Annotated in this window: 14 protein-coding genes; 9 read left to right on the top strand and 5 right to left on the bottom strand. The window is 41.8% G+C overall.

Annotated elements, in window-relative coordinates; translation table 11 throughout:
* Positions 1 to 2: 2 nt before the first annotated feature.
* Positions 3 to 1130, bottom strand: coding sequence for a hypothetical protein (locus tag AC6JA8_RS11730; RefSeq protein ID WP_497973952.1), 1128 nt, complete (start codon positions 1128 to 1130; stop codon positions 3 to 5).
* A 142-nt stretch (positions 1131 to 1272) separates the two neighbouring features.
* Between AC6JA8_RS11730 and AC6JA8_RS11725 the strand changes: the two genes are divergently transcribed.
* From AC6JA8_RS11725 to AC6JA8_RS11715, 3 genes are all read left to right on the top strand, one after another.
* Positions 1273 to 1671: a hypothetical protein gene (locus tag AC6JA8_RS11725; protein WP_497973951.1), complete on the top strand. Its 399-nt coding sequence runs from the start codon at positions 1273 to 1275 to the stop codon at positions 1669 to 1671.
* Between the two features lie 159 nt (positions 1672 to 1830).
* Entirely contained in the window at positions 1831 to 3117 is a 1287-nt protein-coding gene (locus AC6JA8_RS11720) for a S8 family peptidase (protein ID WP_497973950.1), read from the top strand.
* A gap of 68 nt (positions 3118 to 3185) precedes the next feature.
* Positions 3186 to 4025, top strand: coding sequence for an RluA family pseudouridine synthase (locus tag AC6JA8_RS11715; RefSeq protein WP_497973949.1), 840 nt, complete (start codon positions 3186 to 3188; stop codon positions 4023 to 4025).
* On the opposite strand, the gene AC6JA8_RS11710 is transcribed toward AC6JA8_RS11715, so the two are convergent.
* Positions 3994 to 5316 (bottom strand): MATE family efflux transporter, encoded by a 1323-nt coding sequence (locus tag AC6JA8_RS11710; protein ID WP_497973948.1) that lies wholly within the window; start codon positions 5314 to 5316, stop codon positions 3994 to 3996. The genes AC6JA8_RS11715 and AC6JA8_RS11710 overlap by 32 nt on opposite strands.
* Before the next feature lie 68 nt (positions 5317 to 5384).
* Between AC6JA8_RS11710 and AC6JA8_RS11705 the strand changes: the two genes are divergently transcribed.
* Positions 5385 to 6200: an acyltransferase gene (locus AC6JA8_RS11705; protein WP_497973947.1), complete on the top strand. Its 816-nt coding sequence runs from the start codon at positions 5385 to 5387 to the stop codon at positions 6198 to 6200.
* Positions 6201 to 6202: 2 nt separating this feature from the next.
* On the opposite strand, the gene AC6JA8_RS11700 is transcribed toward AC6JA8_RS11705, so the two are convergent.
* A complete protein-coding gene (locus AC6JA8_RS11700) occupies positions 6203 to 7618 on the bottom strand; it encodes a cryptochrome/photolyase family protein (RefSeq protein WP_497973946.1) in 1416 nt (471 codons plus the stop codon).
* 3 nt (positions 7619 to 7621) lie between these two features.
* Positions 7622 to 8548: a TIGR01777 family oxidoreductase gene (locus AC6JA8_RS11695; RefSeq protein WP_497973945.1), complete on the bottom strand. Its 927-nt coding sequence runs from the start codon at positions 8546 to 8548 to the stop codon at positions 7622 to 7624.
* Between the two features lie 174 nt (positions 8549 to 8722).
* Here AC6JA8_RS11695 and AC6JA8_RS11690 point away from each other — a divergent pair, with 174 nt between their 5' ends.
* Positions 8723 to 9649: a MerR family transcriptional regulator gene (locus AC6JA8_RS11690; RefSeq protein WP_497973944.1), complete on the top strand. Its 927-nt coding sequence runs from the start codon at positions 8723 to 8725 to the stop codon at positions 9647 to 9649.
* Here the strand turns inward: AC6JA8_RS11690 and AC6JA8_RS11685 are convergent.
* Entirely contained in the window at positions 9646 to 10128 is a 483-nt protein-coding gene (locus AC6JA8_RS11685; protein WP_497973943.1) for a glutathione peroxidase, read from the bottom strand. The genes AC6JA8_RS11690 and AC6JA8_RS11685 overlap by 4 nt on opposite strands.
* Positions 10129 to 10222: 94 nt before the next feature.
* Between AC6JA8_RS11685 and AC6JA8_RS11680 the strand changes: the two genes are divergently transcribed.
* From AC6JA8_RS11680 to AC6JA8_RS11665, 4 genes are read left to right on the top strand one after another with little or no spacing between them, the layout of a single operon-like run.
* A complete protein-coding gene (locus AC6JA8_RS11680) occupies positions 10223 to 10942 on the top strand; it encodes an ABC transporter ATP-binding protein (protein WP_497973942.1) in 720 nt (239 codons plus the stop codon).
* A complete protein-coding gene (locus tag AC6JA8_RS11675) occupies positions 10942 to 11754 on the top strand; it encodes a hypothetical protein (protein ID WP_497973941.1) in 813 nt (270 codons plus the stop codon). The genes AC6JA8_RS11680 and AC6JA8_RS11675 overlap by 1 nt, the downstream gene beginning before the upstream one ends.
* Positions 11755 to 13527 (top strand): carbamoyltransferase family protein, encoded by a 1773-nt coding sequence (locus tag AC6JA8_RS11670; RefSeq protein WP_497973940.1) that lies wholly within the window; start codon positions 11755 to 11757, stop codon positions 13525 to 13527.
* Positions 13514 to 13909 (top strand): SxtJ family membrane protein, encoded by a 396-nt coding sequence (locus AC6JA8_RS11665; protein ID WP_102243992.1) that lies wholly within the window; start codon positions 13514 to 13516, stop codon positions 13907 to 13909. Before AC6JA8_RS11670 ends, AC6JA8_RS11665 begins: the two co-directional genes overlap by 14 nt.
* Positions 13910 to 13911: the final 2 nt, after the last annotated feature.

Here is a 13911-nt window from a genome sequence, read left to right as displayed (position 1 = left end):
TTCTAATCCACTGGGTATTGTTTAGTTGCAGGCCAACTTACGAATTTACCAAAGTTACTATAATTTGCATTGTTAAAAGCCGTCGGGTCGGCACCTTCATCGTAGACGAAGATTGCACTGGCGCGCTTATTGATGGCATCATCAATTCCGTAGTCACCAGTCACTCCCAGGCCGTTGAGAACTTCACCATATCTCTTTGAACTGTCATAAGAGACTAACCAATTGATTAATTCTAATTTTTTCTGATCGCTTTTTAATTCTTTTGGATAAATGCTGCTAAAAAGAGCAAGAGTTTTCTTATCTGCGAGCATTTCAGAATGAAGCTCTTTAGGGTCCGTTTCATTGATAAGTGTTTGCACTTGAGCAATGGCCTTTTGAATTTTCGGGTCTTCAAGAGTGGCATCAGGATTCTTCACCCCTAAAGCACTGAGTCTCGTTCTTATTTCAGAAACGTGAGAGTAAACAGACTGGGCCTTACAGAAAATAAAGCAGTGCTCACCACCACCCTTTAAAAGGTTAGGATAATCGGGGCCATCGTGCCCTCCGAAAGTAAACTTAACTCTAAAAAGAGCTGCACGTCTGACTTTCTGGTAGTAATCGATGACACTTTTTTCATTAGGAGTAAGAAGATACGACACTTCTAGTGTTGGGCTTGATCCAATCGTTCTTCTTGTCAGGTAAGTTTGAAGGTTTTTCCATGCTAGACCCGTCTCTTCAATTTCACCAAAGCCACGGGCCCCTGGGGTGTCAAGATCGATAATGTAATTGCCTGCGCGCAAAAGACCGTGGTCGTTATTCCAGTCTTTTTGAAGAGCGACCTGAGTCCCAAAGCTATTTTCCAGATAGGCCTGAAGTTTTGGCCCGGTCTGGGCATTAAGTAGGATTACCGGAACATCCACTCCTTGGTCATTTTGCTTGAAGAAAACCGGAATTTTATTTTTCTTGGCAAACTGAGCGATGAAGTTCCTGTGATTCAGGTGACTATCGAGATCGATAGTCTTAGCGACATTAGCGTCCATTTTAGGAAGCATGGACTTAATGATCTTCATACAATCTTCGGCGTGAACCGAGGTTGGAAGAGAGTTAAAAAGGGCCAGTAACAGGACAAAAATAAAAGCTTTTAATTTCATTTTCACACCTATGAGAATGGTTCTCATTAATAAAATAGACGAAATCTAGATACTTATCGGAAAGTCTGATAAAAACATTAAAGTATTAAAGTTTTTTGATCAGGTATTCGATAAGAAACCAAGTCCTTTTAAGGAGTTTTAGGTGAAAAAATATTTTATAGCTTCAAATTTAGTGGTCCTGGTACTTTTAGGTGGATGTGCAACGACGACTCCTCATAAAGAGCGCGTAGTCGCTTCCAAAGAATACGAATGCCGTTTCAGTGAGACTATTGGTGGAGAGAAGACTGATTTCGTTTTCAATCCTGATGGGCTGAAGTTGCAAATCACTGCTCCTAAAGCAGGAACAGAGGTCGTATTTCTCGAGGAGGATAACTTTATTTCAGGTGGTTTTACTTATGCTCAAGCAGCAAAGAAGGCCACGGACTGGGATGTCTCAAAGGTAGAGTTCCTTTCATTTACCACTAATCCTAAAGTGACAGTGAACTTCAAACGCACACCAGCTTCAAAAAAGATGACTGTGACAAAGTTCTGTGCGCTTTAAACAATAAAAATTATTCAAACACCGGAGTCTTTTTATCGGAAAAAGACTCCGTCAATTTATTTACACCTGCTAACAAAAACTTTCATTCACAAGTGATCTATTGCTAATCAGTTTCAATCATTGCGACCATGAAATACAAACATAAATCAAGGATGATATATGAATTCGAAACTTTTAGTTGTTTCATTATTCTCGCTCGTTTTCTCTCTATCTGCTCACGCTACACCATTTAACGGTTACATCGTAAAAGTTAAAAAAGGCTCAAACTTTTTATCAAGCAAAGCGATCTCAACTTACGGACAAGTGACAAAGACTGCTGATACAGGATTTGGAACATTCGCTCGTCTGGAAACGAACAAAGGTCTTTCAGATAAAGCGATGCAGGCCCTTGCTAACAATCCGGACATTGAATACATCGAACCCAACTACATTATCTCTCTTGAGAGCGTAAAAGGGGAAGCGCCTAAAGATGCTTCTTTTTCTAAGCAATGGGGTCTAGCTAACAACGGTAAAAACGGCGGGATCTTCTCTCCGGGAGTTGCTGGTGAAGATATCAATGCAATGAAAGCATGGGACATCACTAAAGGTGCAACAGGTGACAAGACAATCAAGATCGCAGTTATCGATACAGGTGTTGAGTACACTCACCCTGATTTAAAAGCTCAAATGGACGTGAACCTTGCTGAGCTTAACGGAAAGCCAGGTGTCGATGATGACGGCAACGGATATGTAGATGATATCTACGGATACGATTTCGCCAACAAAGACGGAGACCCAGCTGATGGACACGGACACGGGACTCACTGTGCAGGTGTTATCGGTGCTAGCCACAACAACATTGGTGTTGCAGGGGTGATGGCCAACGTAAAAATCGTAGCGATTAAATTTCTTTCAGATAAAGGTTCTGGAGAAACTATCGATGCAATCTCAGCGATCGACTACGCTATTAAAAGAGGCGTAAATGTTATGTCGAATTCATGGGGTGGTGGAGATAAAGAACAATCACTTCTTGATGCCATTACAGCTGCTGAGCAAGCAGGGATTACCTTTGTTGCGGCAGCAGGAAATGAGTCAAACAACAACGATTCAACTCCAAGCTATCCGGCAAACTACGACGTTTCAAACGTTATTTCAGTAGGGTCATATACATCTGCTGGGGCAAGATCAAGCTTCTCTAACTACGGGGTAAAGACTGTTCACGTAACAGCTCCAGGCTCGACGATCCTTTCAACTTACAAAGGTTCATACGCTAACCTTTCAGGAACTTCGATGGCCACTCCACACGTTTCTGGGGTTGTAGGGCTTCTTCTTTCAAAAGAACCGGGACTTACACCTGCTGAAATCAGAGAAAGACTGATTAGAACGTCTACTCAGACGGCTAAACTAAAGTCTTCTTCTCTCTCTGGGGGGCGTGTAGATGCTTACCGTGCTCTAACGAACAACTAGTCATTTCTATAAAAATACGCTAAAAAGGGCCCATATTAGATATGGGCCTTTTTATTTTTAGGACGACAGTGACAGAACAAACCAGCAGACCATTTACCGTTAAAAAAAGTGTGAAAGAGGGAGACCCTCTTGTCATGATCGACTTCCTGGAAAAACACACCAAACTTTCAAAGAGTGTTTTAAAGAAAGTTCTCAATAACGGCGGAGTCTGGTTAAGAAAACTCAACAACTCAAAGAGATTAAGAACCAGAAGAGCAACAGCTGAACTCACTAATGAATCCCATGTAGAATTCTTTTTTGATCCTCGTTACCTTTCTTTAGAGGTTCCAGAGTCGCGCGAAGTTTTAGCACAGAAAGAATGGGGGATTTGGTACAAACCCCCGGGTCTTTTATCTCAGGGAACAGATTTCGGTGATCATTGCAGTATTTTAAGGCAAGTTGAGAAGGCCAAAGGGAAAGCTTACCTAATTCACAGACTGGATCGTGAAGCACACGGGCTTATGGTTTTTGCCTACACTCATCATGCGGCCGGCTCACTTTCAAAATTGTGGCAAAACAGCGATGTCGAAAAATTTTATAAAGTTGAAGTCGTAGGAAATATCCAGAAAAGATACCCATCAGGCGGCGAAATTAAATTCCAGATTGATGGGAAAAGCGCTTACACCACATTTACTATCCTGGAGCAAAAAGAGCACACGACCATTTTACTAGTGCAAATTCATACGGGAAGACTCCACCAGATCAGACGTCACTTTGAAGAGCTGGGTTATCCAGTTTTAGGCGACCCAAAATACGGAACAGGAAATAAAAACAGTGAAGGTATCCGTTTGATGGCCTACCAGCTAAAATTCACTGATCCACTTTCGAAGAAAGCTATTAATTTTGAATTGTCAGACGTAGCTTTCTAATTCTGTTGCGGTAGAAAGCAATCAGGAAAACACACATACATGTCAGACCGATCGCAAGACCGATCCAAAGGCCGCGTGCCTCCATGCCATTTTTGTAGGCGAGGTAAGCTCCAATTGGAAGACCGATCACCCAGTAAGAAATAAGGCCTAAGATCATTGGTATTTTGGTTTCGTTAAGCCCTCGCATGACACCCGATAAAACTACCTGCACACCATCCGGGATCTGAAAAATACCTACCCAGAATAAGAGTGCGCTTCCGTATAAAATAACCGGTTCATCTATAGTGGCCAGACCCATGACCTGGTTAGGAATTAAGAGATAGATCGTAGCGAAGATAACCTGAAGAACCAAGACAAGGGTAATAGAGCCCAGGCTGTAGCGGATAATTCCTTCGAGTGATTTTTTTCCAAATTGCTCACCGACTAAAACTGAAATGGCCCCACCAAGTGCCAGCGGAACCATAAAGGTCAGAGAGGTTATATTGATGACTAAGCTTTGAGCGGCCCCGGCCACCAGGCTCATTCCACCAACTAAAACAGTGACAACAGAAAAAATCAAGACTTCACATAAAAGAGCAAAAGCAATCGGAGTTCCGAGCTTTAAAATTTTTCTGATAGATTCCATGTTCTGTTGAGCTTTAAATTCAGTCACGGATTTCATGTAAATAAAAACGGTGATGGCCATAAGGAAACGGCAAAGAAGAGTCGCGATGGCCGCTCCTTTGATGCCAAAGCCTCCAAAGCTGCCATAACCAAACATGAAGAAAATATTTAAAAAGACGTTAACGACATTGTAGAAAAGAATAATCGCATTAGGCGCATAGGTGTGTCCCTGGGCCTGCAGATAATCTTTTGTTGCCTGAAAAACAAAGGCAGGAAAAAGTGAGATCGACGTGATTTGCAAAAAGGTGATTACATGAGGAACAATTTCCGGAGTCAGTTTAAAGTAACCGATATAAAGATCAGCAAAAAAAAGAATCGTGCTCAGAATGAGTGAGAGAAAAAAACTCACATAATAAGCATTGAAAAGGAGAGTCGGGTCTTTTTTTCCTTCACCTTTAAGCTGAGAGGCCAGAGGTCCTGTACAAAGAAGAATACCTACTCCAATCATTAAAAAAGGAGAGAAAATCGTCGCGGCCACACCTATAGAGGCCACCGCCAGGCTGGAGTAGCGGCCGGCCACCATGATATCACCCACACCAAATAACATTTGTCCGATCTGGCCTGCGATAATTGGCAGGGAAAAAATCAAAATTTCTTTAGCTGTGGCGATATTTTTTCTTAGTGACATAGCACAGTAGTTTACAAACAATCTTTTACTATAGACAATGAAATTATATTAAAAGAAAGGATTCTTCAGTGGAAAACAATAAATCAGCTGTGCGCGAAGACAAAGCGGACATCAACTCGGCTACTTCGACAAAAAAAGGGCTTCAGGCCGTTATTGAAAATGTGTTTAGACGCTTTTCGACTCTTGGATTTGTCTTGTTTTTACTTCCTATCGCTGCCGTTTTCATTTTCTGTATTGCTGTGGCCCTGACTCCGGGAATAATGCTTTTCCAGTGGGCTTCAGACGTCGTTGTGAATTACCCTTTTGTCCTAAAAGCATTCTGTTATGGATTGTGTGGTGGAGGGGCTTTTATCGGTTTTATTTTTACTCTGATCTTCATTGTTCCTTTGATGAATGCTCCATGCCTTCCTTTTGTTAAGTCATACAGAGGGGCCTGGTTTTCAATTGAATCAATCCCATGGTTTTATCACAATGCTTTGACTTACCTGGTCCGTTACACGGTTTTAGATTTCCTGACACCTTCTCCGTTAAACATTCTCTTTTTCAAAATGATGGGAATGAAAATTGGAAAGGGAGTTATGATCAACTCTTCAAACATCTCAGACCCATGTTTAATTAGACTGGGTGATTATGTCACGATTGGTGGTTCTGCCTACATGATGGCCCATTATGGGATGAAAGGATTTCTTATTATCGATAAACTCCATATCAAGCGTGGAGCGATGATTGGCCTTTCTGCAAAAATCCTTGGTGGTGTAACCATCGGAGAAAAAGCAGTAGTTGCTCCTAACACAGCGGTTCTGCCTAAAACCATTATCAAAGATGGTGAGAAATTTGGTGTACCAGTCTCTAATGGCTCAGCGACCGTCACCGAAGCTTCTTAAAATTATTTAACTGCTTTATACATTGCTAGCGCCCGGTCTCGTTGCTCTTTGTAGGCTACGATCGGGTGTGGGTAGTCTTTCCCTACAAAACAGCCTGCAGCTGCCTGCTCAAGTGGAGCAGAGTCGTGCGGGTGATGAATCGTCTTATTGGAAAAGCCGGCAAGTTCAGGGCACCACATTCTGATATAGTCCCCATTAGGATCAAATTTTTCAGATTGATTATAGGGATTAAAGATCCTGAAATAAGGCTGGGCATCGACACCTGTTGAAGCACTCCATTGCCAGCCCCCATTGTTGGCCGCCATGTCGTAATCGAGAAGCTTTTCAGCAAAGTATCTCTCACCCAATCGCCAGTCGATTAAAAGAGTTTTAGTTAAAAATGAGGCCACAACCATGCGCAGTCGATTATGCATCATCCCTGTGGTGTTTAAACACCTCATGGCCGCATCGACTAGGGGATAACCAGTTTCTCCATTACACCATTTTTCAAAGTCTTCTTTTTTCCCCAGCCACTTGATTTGGTCGTACTCCGTTTTGAAGCAGTGGGTGTCTACACCAGGGTAAGCATCGAGGATCATCTGATAGAAATCGCGCCAGATAATTTCTGAAAGCCAGGTTTGATGGCCTTCGGATTTTTTTTCAAGAGAGGCTCGGATCATATCGCGGATAGAAAGATTTCCCATGCGAATGTAGGGTGACAAAAGAGATGTTCCATCAATTGAGGGAACATCCCTTGCTGTTTTGTAATCTTCAATACGGTTTTTAAAATCTTTAAGACGTTTTTGTGCTTCCAATGCTCCACCTTTTAAAGCGGATTCAGTTTCCACAAAACAAATATCGTAGTACCAGTTATGCTCCAAAATATTCTTTGAGTTTTTATAAGGGGCCAGTTTTTTTAAGTCGCATTTATATTCCGGGACGCGGGATTCTTGAGCGTGAAAAATCTCCAGCCATTTATTTTTATAAGGAGTAAAAACTTTATAAATTTCCTGCTGGCCATTGAGCACTTCTTTTTTCTCGAAAAAGACGTGATCTTTATAATTAAAAACGTGGATGCCTTTTTTGAATAAGTCTCTTTCTACTTTTTGATCCCGCTCTTTAGCATAAGGCTCATAGTCGCGGTTGAAAAACAGGGCCTCAATTTTAAAATCTTCGATAATCTTGGGAATTTCCTCTGCCGGATTTCCGTAACGGACAATGAGGCTTGAGCCGTGTTTGTTTAAAACGGATTCAATCTCTTTGAGCGAGTCCATAATAAAAGTGACTCTGGAGTCATTTTTATTGTGGAGTTTTTCCAGAATATTGCTGTCAAAAATAAAAGCAACATAAGTCTCATCAGAATTCTTCAGTGACTCTGAAAGAGCATAGTGATCATGAAGTCTTAAATCGCGTCTTAACCAAACCAGGGACTTTTTCATTTTCTATTTCTTCTTGTGTTCAAACATTTTGGCAAAGGCCGCTTCAATTGTCGGGTATTGGAAAGTAAAGCCTGCCTCTGGAAGCCTTTTTGAAACCACGGCCTGTGAATCCAAAATAACAGAAGACATCTCGCCAAAAGCAATCTTAAGTGCGGTGGCCGGAACTGGTATTAGTGTCGGTTTATGAAGAGCATCGCCCAGGGCCTTCGTGAAATGAAAATTATCGATCGGCTGAGAAGTAGAGCCATTATAGATCCCACTATAACGATCGTCCGTGACGGCCTTTGCATAAAGATCGACGAGGTCATCAAGATGAATCCAACTCATGACGTGATCGCCCATTCCGATAGGGCCACCTAGACCTAGTTTAAAAGGAGGAAGCATTTTTGCCAGGGCACCTCCGTGAGCTTCAAGGACGACGGCCGTGCGGACAATAACTGTGCGCTTGCAATTTTTTAACGTATGAGCGGCGGCTTCCCAGTCTTTGCAAAGGGTGGCCAGGAAGTTGTTGGCCAGCTTTGAGTCCTCTGTAAGAGTTTCGTTAGTGTTAACGGGGTAAATTCCTACAGCAGAGGACGAAATAAAAAAGTCCAATGGGGTGCTACGATTATGGTTAATGACGCTTGTTAACTGGATTGTTGACTCGACTCGTGATGAGTGGAGTTTCTTTTTTTGCTCATCACTCCAGCGTTTTGCCGCGATGTTTTCACCCATTAGGTTGATCACTCCATTTATTCCGGAGATGCTCTCTACAGGGGGAGGAGTTGAAGTGTCTTGCCATGAGAAGGCCTTCACATTTGGGTGATTAAAAACCGGGGGTAGGTGGGAGGTATTTCGAGAGAGGATATGCAGCTCGTGCCCTTCATTGAGGAGCTTCTCGCTTAGTCTCGTCCCGACAAAGCCTGTGGCACCGGTGATTAGTATTTTCATCTTTATCTCCTCTTCGAAAGTTCTTTTTGTTGTTCTTTAAACAATTCTTGTGCAGTTTCTTAGATCATTATAGTTTTATGTTATATTTTTACTAGAAGGACGATGTTATAATTGAGTTCGACATTTTCTAGACGCGAAGGAATTAAATTGGTCAGTACTACTTACACTATTCAAATGGCGTCTAAGCTCTCGGGGGTTGGTGTCCATACAATCAGGGCCTGGGAAAAGCGCTATAAGGCGCTAGTGCCCATCCGTGATGCCTCGGGGCACAGGACCTATTCAAAGACAGATGTTGAAAAGCTGCAACTTTTAAGTGAATTGTGCTTGCTTGGCTATACCATTTCAAAAGTGGCCCCCTTATCCATTCCAGAACTCAAGGAATTGCTTATTGACCTAGGTAGGTCTGAGGCAAGTCTGGAGCAGGGGGATTTCAATTTAGTTAACGAAGCGAAGCCATCTGTTGACTCTTCACAGTCAATGGCCATTTTAACTTTTGCTTTAAAAAGTTATAAGCTAGACATTATTTCACTGGAGCTCACGAAGCTAAAGCAAACACTTTCACCCCGTGATTTTGCTCTGGATATATTACTGCCTCTTTACCGTTTAAAGCAGGAGTGTGTTTCTTCAGGAGAGTACACGTCGATTCAGGCTGAAGCCCTGCGCTCGCTTTTAAGATTTCATTTAGGGCATCATTTATTTCACTCACCGGCCAAAGAAAAAAGCAAGGTGCATATTCTGATTAGTGGAATGGAAGGAGACCTGCAGGACATCGAGTTGGGAATCATGGGATTGTTGTGCAGTCATTATGGACTCCCTTACACATACCTGGGAGCAGATATTGGTTATGAAGCTCTTGGTGAAGTGGCAAAGGCGCTTGAAGTAAGTACGGTCCTTCTTGGGCCAACTAATGTGCTGGCGCAATTAGGAAAGGGGCATTTTCAAAATTATGTTGAAAAACTTCTGATGAAATTAAATCCTGCTATTGAGTTAATTGTGGCAGGAAAATCTGAGCTTGAGATGGAAAAGATCTCATCAAAGCGCCTTTATGTTTTTAAAACCATCGACGCTGTTGATGAGTATCTTTCAAATATCGTTTACTAGAGAATCTTTTTAATATCTTTTAAAATTTCACCTGGTTTGTCATTCGGAGCGTATCTTTCTACCGGTTGCCCTTCTTTGTTAACCAGGAATTTTGTAAAATTCCATTTGATGGCCTGGGTGCCAAGAATCCCAGGAAGAGATTCTTTTAGATAAGAATAAACCGGAGCTGCACTCTTGCCGTTGACGTCTACTTTCGCGAAGAGGGGGAAACTTACATCATATGTGAGAGAACAGAATTTTTTAATTTCTTCTGCATCTCCTGGCTCTTGTGCTCCAAACTGGTTGCATGGGAAAGCAAGAATTTCGAGACCCTGGTCTTTGTATTCTTTGTAAATTTGTTCTAGCTCAGTGTACTGAGGTGTGAAGCCACACTTTGAAGCCACGTTGACAATAAGTAGAGTTTTTCCCTCGTATTGTTTAAGAGACTGAGACTTTCCGTTGATATCAATAACCTCAAAATCGTAAATAGACTTCGCCATATTTTTCTCCCTAAAAATAATGAATTTTCTTTTAAAAATCCTAGGGGAAGAATACCATAGAAGCTAGGAATTTTTATCGAGACTGAGGTTTAATATGGATATTATTCAGATCAAAGATATTTCCAAGTCCTATGGACTGGATTTCTCACTTCAAAATGTAACTCTTAACGTCCAGAAAGGAAAAATCTTTTCGCTTCTAGGCCCTAACGGTGCTGGTAAAACCACCCTGGTAAAGCTGATGCTTAATCTACTGCATAGCGACTCGGGATCAATTGAAATCAATGGTCTTTCTGTGAGTGATAAAAATTCCAGAATGGGCATTGCTTTTATTCCGGAAAAATTTAATTTCTTCCCATTTTACACTGCTCGTGGAGTCTTGGAGTTTTTTGGAAAGATGAAAGGGATTGAAGGAGCAGAGCTTACTTCTCAAGTGAATGCAGCCTTGGCCGAACTTCAAATTTCAGAGCTGGCAGAAAGAAAACTCTCAAAAATGTCTAAAGGGCAAGTGCAGAGAGTGGGGCTGGCCAGTATCTTGATTGGCAATAACGACCTCATCATTCTCGATGAACCTTTCTCTGGTCTTGACCCAATCGGGATTAGAGACTTAAAAGAGATCATCAGAAAATTAAAAGGGCAGGGGAAAACTCTCTTTATCAACTCTCACATTCTTCTAGAGATGGAGCAGCTTTGTGATGAGATTGCTATTTTAAATAAAGGGCAAGTCTTATTTGCCGGATCTGTCCCATCAGTTCTGGAAAAAGAAAAATCACTGGATGATTTCTTCTATAAGATTGTTAACGGAGAAAGAGCTTAATGAAACCACAATACAAAGCACTAATCTTAGATACGATTTTAAAAGAGCTAAGAAGTAAGACGTTGATCTTTATTTTTGTGGCGACAACTGCGGCCCTTATTCTAGGTCATATGGTCATGAACCTGGTCAACTCCCAGATGGGTGGGGATGCTAGTTTTAGTCTCGCAGGTGTAGATGTTCTTTCGGTGAATTTCCGCATCCTCAACAGTGTGAGTTTTTTAGTTGCGGCGATTTTTGGAGTGAGTGTTTTTCGCTCTGACTTCCAAAACAATATCATCTACCAATACCTGTCGTTTCCTATCAGCAGAGCAGAGTACTTTTTTGTCCGCGTGCTTGGAACGTGGTTATTAGTGTTAGGTTACTACGCTTACTCATATATCCTTTCGGCCATTCTTTTTTCTTTTGCTTTTAAGAAAATCGTTTTCACCGCGGGACATTTGGGTGGATTTTGTATCCTTTCACTTTACTTACTACAGGTTATTTTCATTTCTATTTTCTTTTCTCTATTGATGAATAAAATTGGAGCGCTGTTTGCGACTTTTATCAGTTGTATTGCTTCGGCCGTCGCTTATGCAACGTTTGCTAAGCTTCCATACAATGAATTTTTTGCCAACATGAGTGCTTTTAAAGGAATCGGGTTATTGGTTTATGGCCTTTTCCCACGTATCTCATTTCTAGCGGATACATCAAACAATATTCTTTTTAGAGAGGCCGTTTCTGTTAACCTGTGGGAGCAGATCGCTCACTTGATTATTATCAGTGGAGCTTATGTTTACCTGGCCAATTATTTTGTTAAGAAGAAGGATTTCTAATTGTATATTCTTGGCATCTCATGTTTCTACCACGACAGTGCCGCCGTCTTACTCAAAGACGGCGAGATCCTTGCTGCCGTTGAAGAAGAGCGCTTCACTAGAAAAAAACACGATAGCGCCTTTCCTGAGCAGTCAATCCTCTTTTGCCTGAGCACGGCGGGAATTGGACTGGGCGATATTGACTCCATCGTCTTCTACGATAAACCCATTTTGAAATTTGACCGTTTATTAGAAACGTATTTTGCCAGCGCTCCGAAAGGACTAAAATCATTTCTTCACGCCATTCCTATCTGGCTTAAAGAGAAAATCTATTTTAAGAAAATGCTTAAAGATGGATTAAAAAATATCTCAGCTGAAAAAAAGCATCCGCCGGTCTATTTTAGCGAGCACCATCTCTCTCATGCGGCCTCTGCTTTTTTCCCATCACCTTACGAAGACGCGGCCATTTTATGTGTCGACGGTGTTGGTGAGTGGGCGAGCTCGAGTGCTTGGGTTGGATCAAAAAATGAGATTAAGCCTCTTTTTGAAATCCAGTTTCCTCATTCTCTGGGATTATTTTATTCGACTTTCACCGGCTATTTAGGTTTTAAAGTGAATTCCGGTGAATACAAAATGATGGGCCTTGCTCCGTATGGAAAACCCATCTACAAAGATTTAATTCTTAAAGAGCTGATCGCACTTTTCCCCGATGGAAGTTTCCAGCTCAATTTAAAATATTTTAGCTTCACTAGCGAAAGTGGAATGTTTACAGAGGATTTTTGTAAGCTCTTTAACCACGCTCAGAGAAAATCAGAAGATAAGCTCGAAGAGTTTCATAAGGACATGGCCGCTTCTGTTCAAGCCGTGACAGAAGAAGTTGTTCTTCATCTGGCCCGTGCAGTAAAAAATCTTTCAGGCCAAAAAAATCTCGTCATGGCCGGAGGCGTGGCCCTTAATTGTGTGGCCAACGGAGTCCTGGTGAAATCAGGACTTTTTGATAAGGTTTGGGTTCAGCCTGCTTCAGGAGATTCTGGAGGAGCTCTTGGATGCGCACTGGCCTTCTATCACTTGCACTTAAAAAAAGAGCGGGTGATTTCGGCAAACTTTCAAAAGGGGTCAATGCTTGGGCCTAGCTTTTCTACTGAAGAGATTAAAAAGCTTTTAATAAAATATCATTTTTCTTTCCATGAATTCCCAGACAGCTCATCTTTGGATGAAGTGCTGGTAAAAGATCATTTAGTGAAAGAAAAAGTCGTAGGTTTTTTTCAGGGAAGAATGGAGTTTGGACCGCGCGCTTTAGGGTGTCGTTCTATTATCGGTGATGCCCGCGATACGAAGATGCAGTCGGTGATGAACTTAAAAATTAAAAAGCGCGAGTCCTTTCGCCCTTTTGCTCCGATTGTTCTAAAAGAAAATGTCGAAGAGTATTTTGACTGGAAGGCCTCGGATGAGAGCCCTTATATGCTTTTTACGGCACCTACAAAATCCAGGGAGCTTCCGGCCACGACTCATGTTGATGGATCGGCGAGACTTCAGGTGATTGATAAAAATATTCACCCGCGAGTTCACGCTTTAATTTCTGCCTTTAAAAAAGAAACCGGATGCGCAGTTCTTATCAATACTTCTTTTAATGTAAGAGGTGAGCCGATCGTGTGCACGCCTTTTGAAGCTTTAAAATGCTTCATGACTACAGATATGGACACACTTGTGTTGGAAAATTTCATCATTGCCAAAGAAAAACAACCTGAAGTGGTGATGAAAGCTAAGTGGGAGAGCGCTTATGCAGAAGACTAATAATGCGCCAACAGCTCATGAGCTAAGAGTCTTTTCATTGATTGTAGCGATTGGTTTTAGCGTTTTAGGTTGGGTTATTCCCACTCTTAGAGGAAAAGACATTCATGTGCCGCTTCTTTTGGTCGCGGGACTGGTTTTTGTTTTTGGAATGGCCACACCTAAACTGATGGTGAAGCCCCGTGAGATCTGGATTAAAATCGGAAACGTTCTGGGAAAGATCAACAGCACTATTATATTCACCGTGATCTACTTCACTGTCTTTGCGGGAGTGGGATTGATTTTTCGAATCATTAAAAGAGACAGGCTCTTCACCAGGTTTAAGAGCGTAAAGAGCACCCTCGTTATGAAAAACGAGATTTCACCTTTTACTGATCCTTTCTAATT

Source organism: Bacteriovorax sp. HI3 (assembly GCF_059738875.1).
The sequence above is the reverse complement of the archived record's forward strand: the minus strand, read 5'-3'. Positions and strand labels throughout refer to the sequence as shown.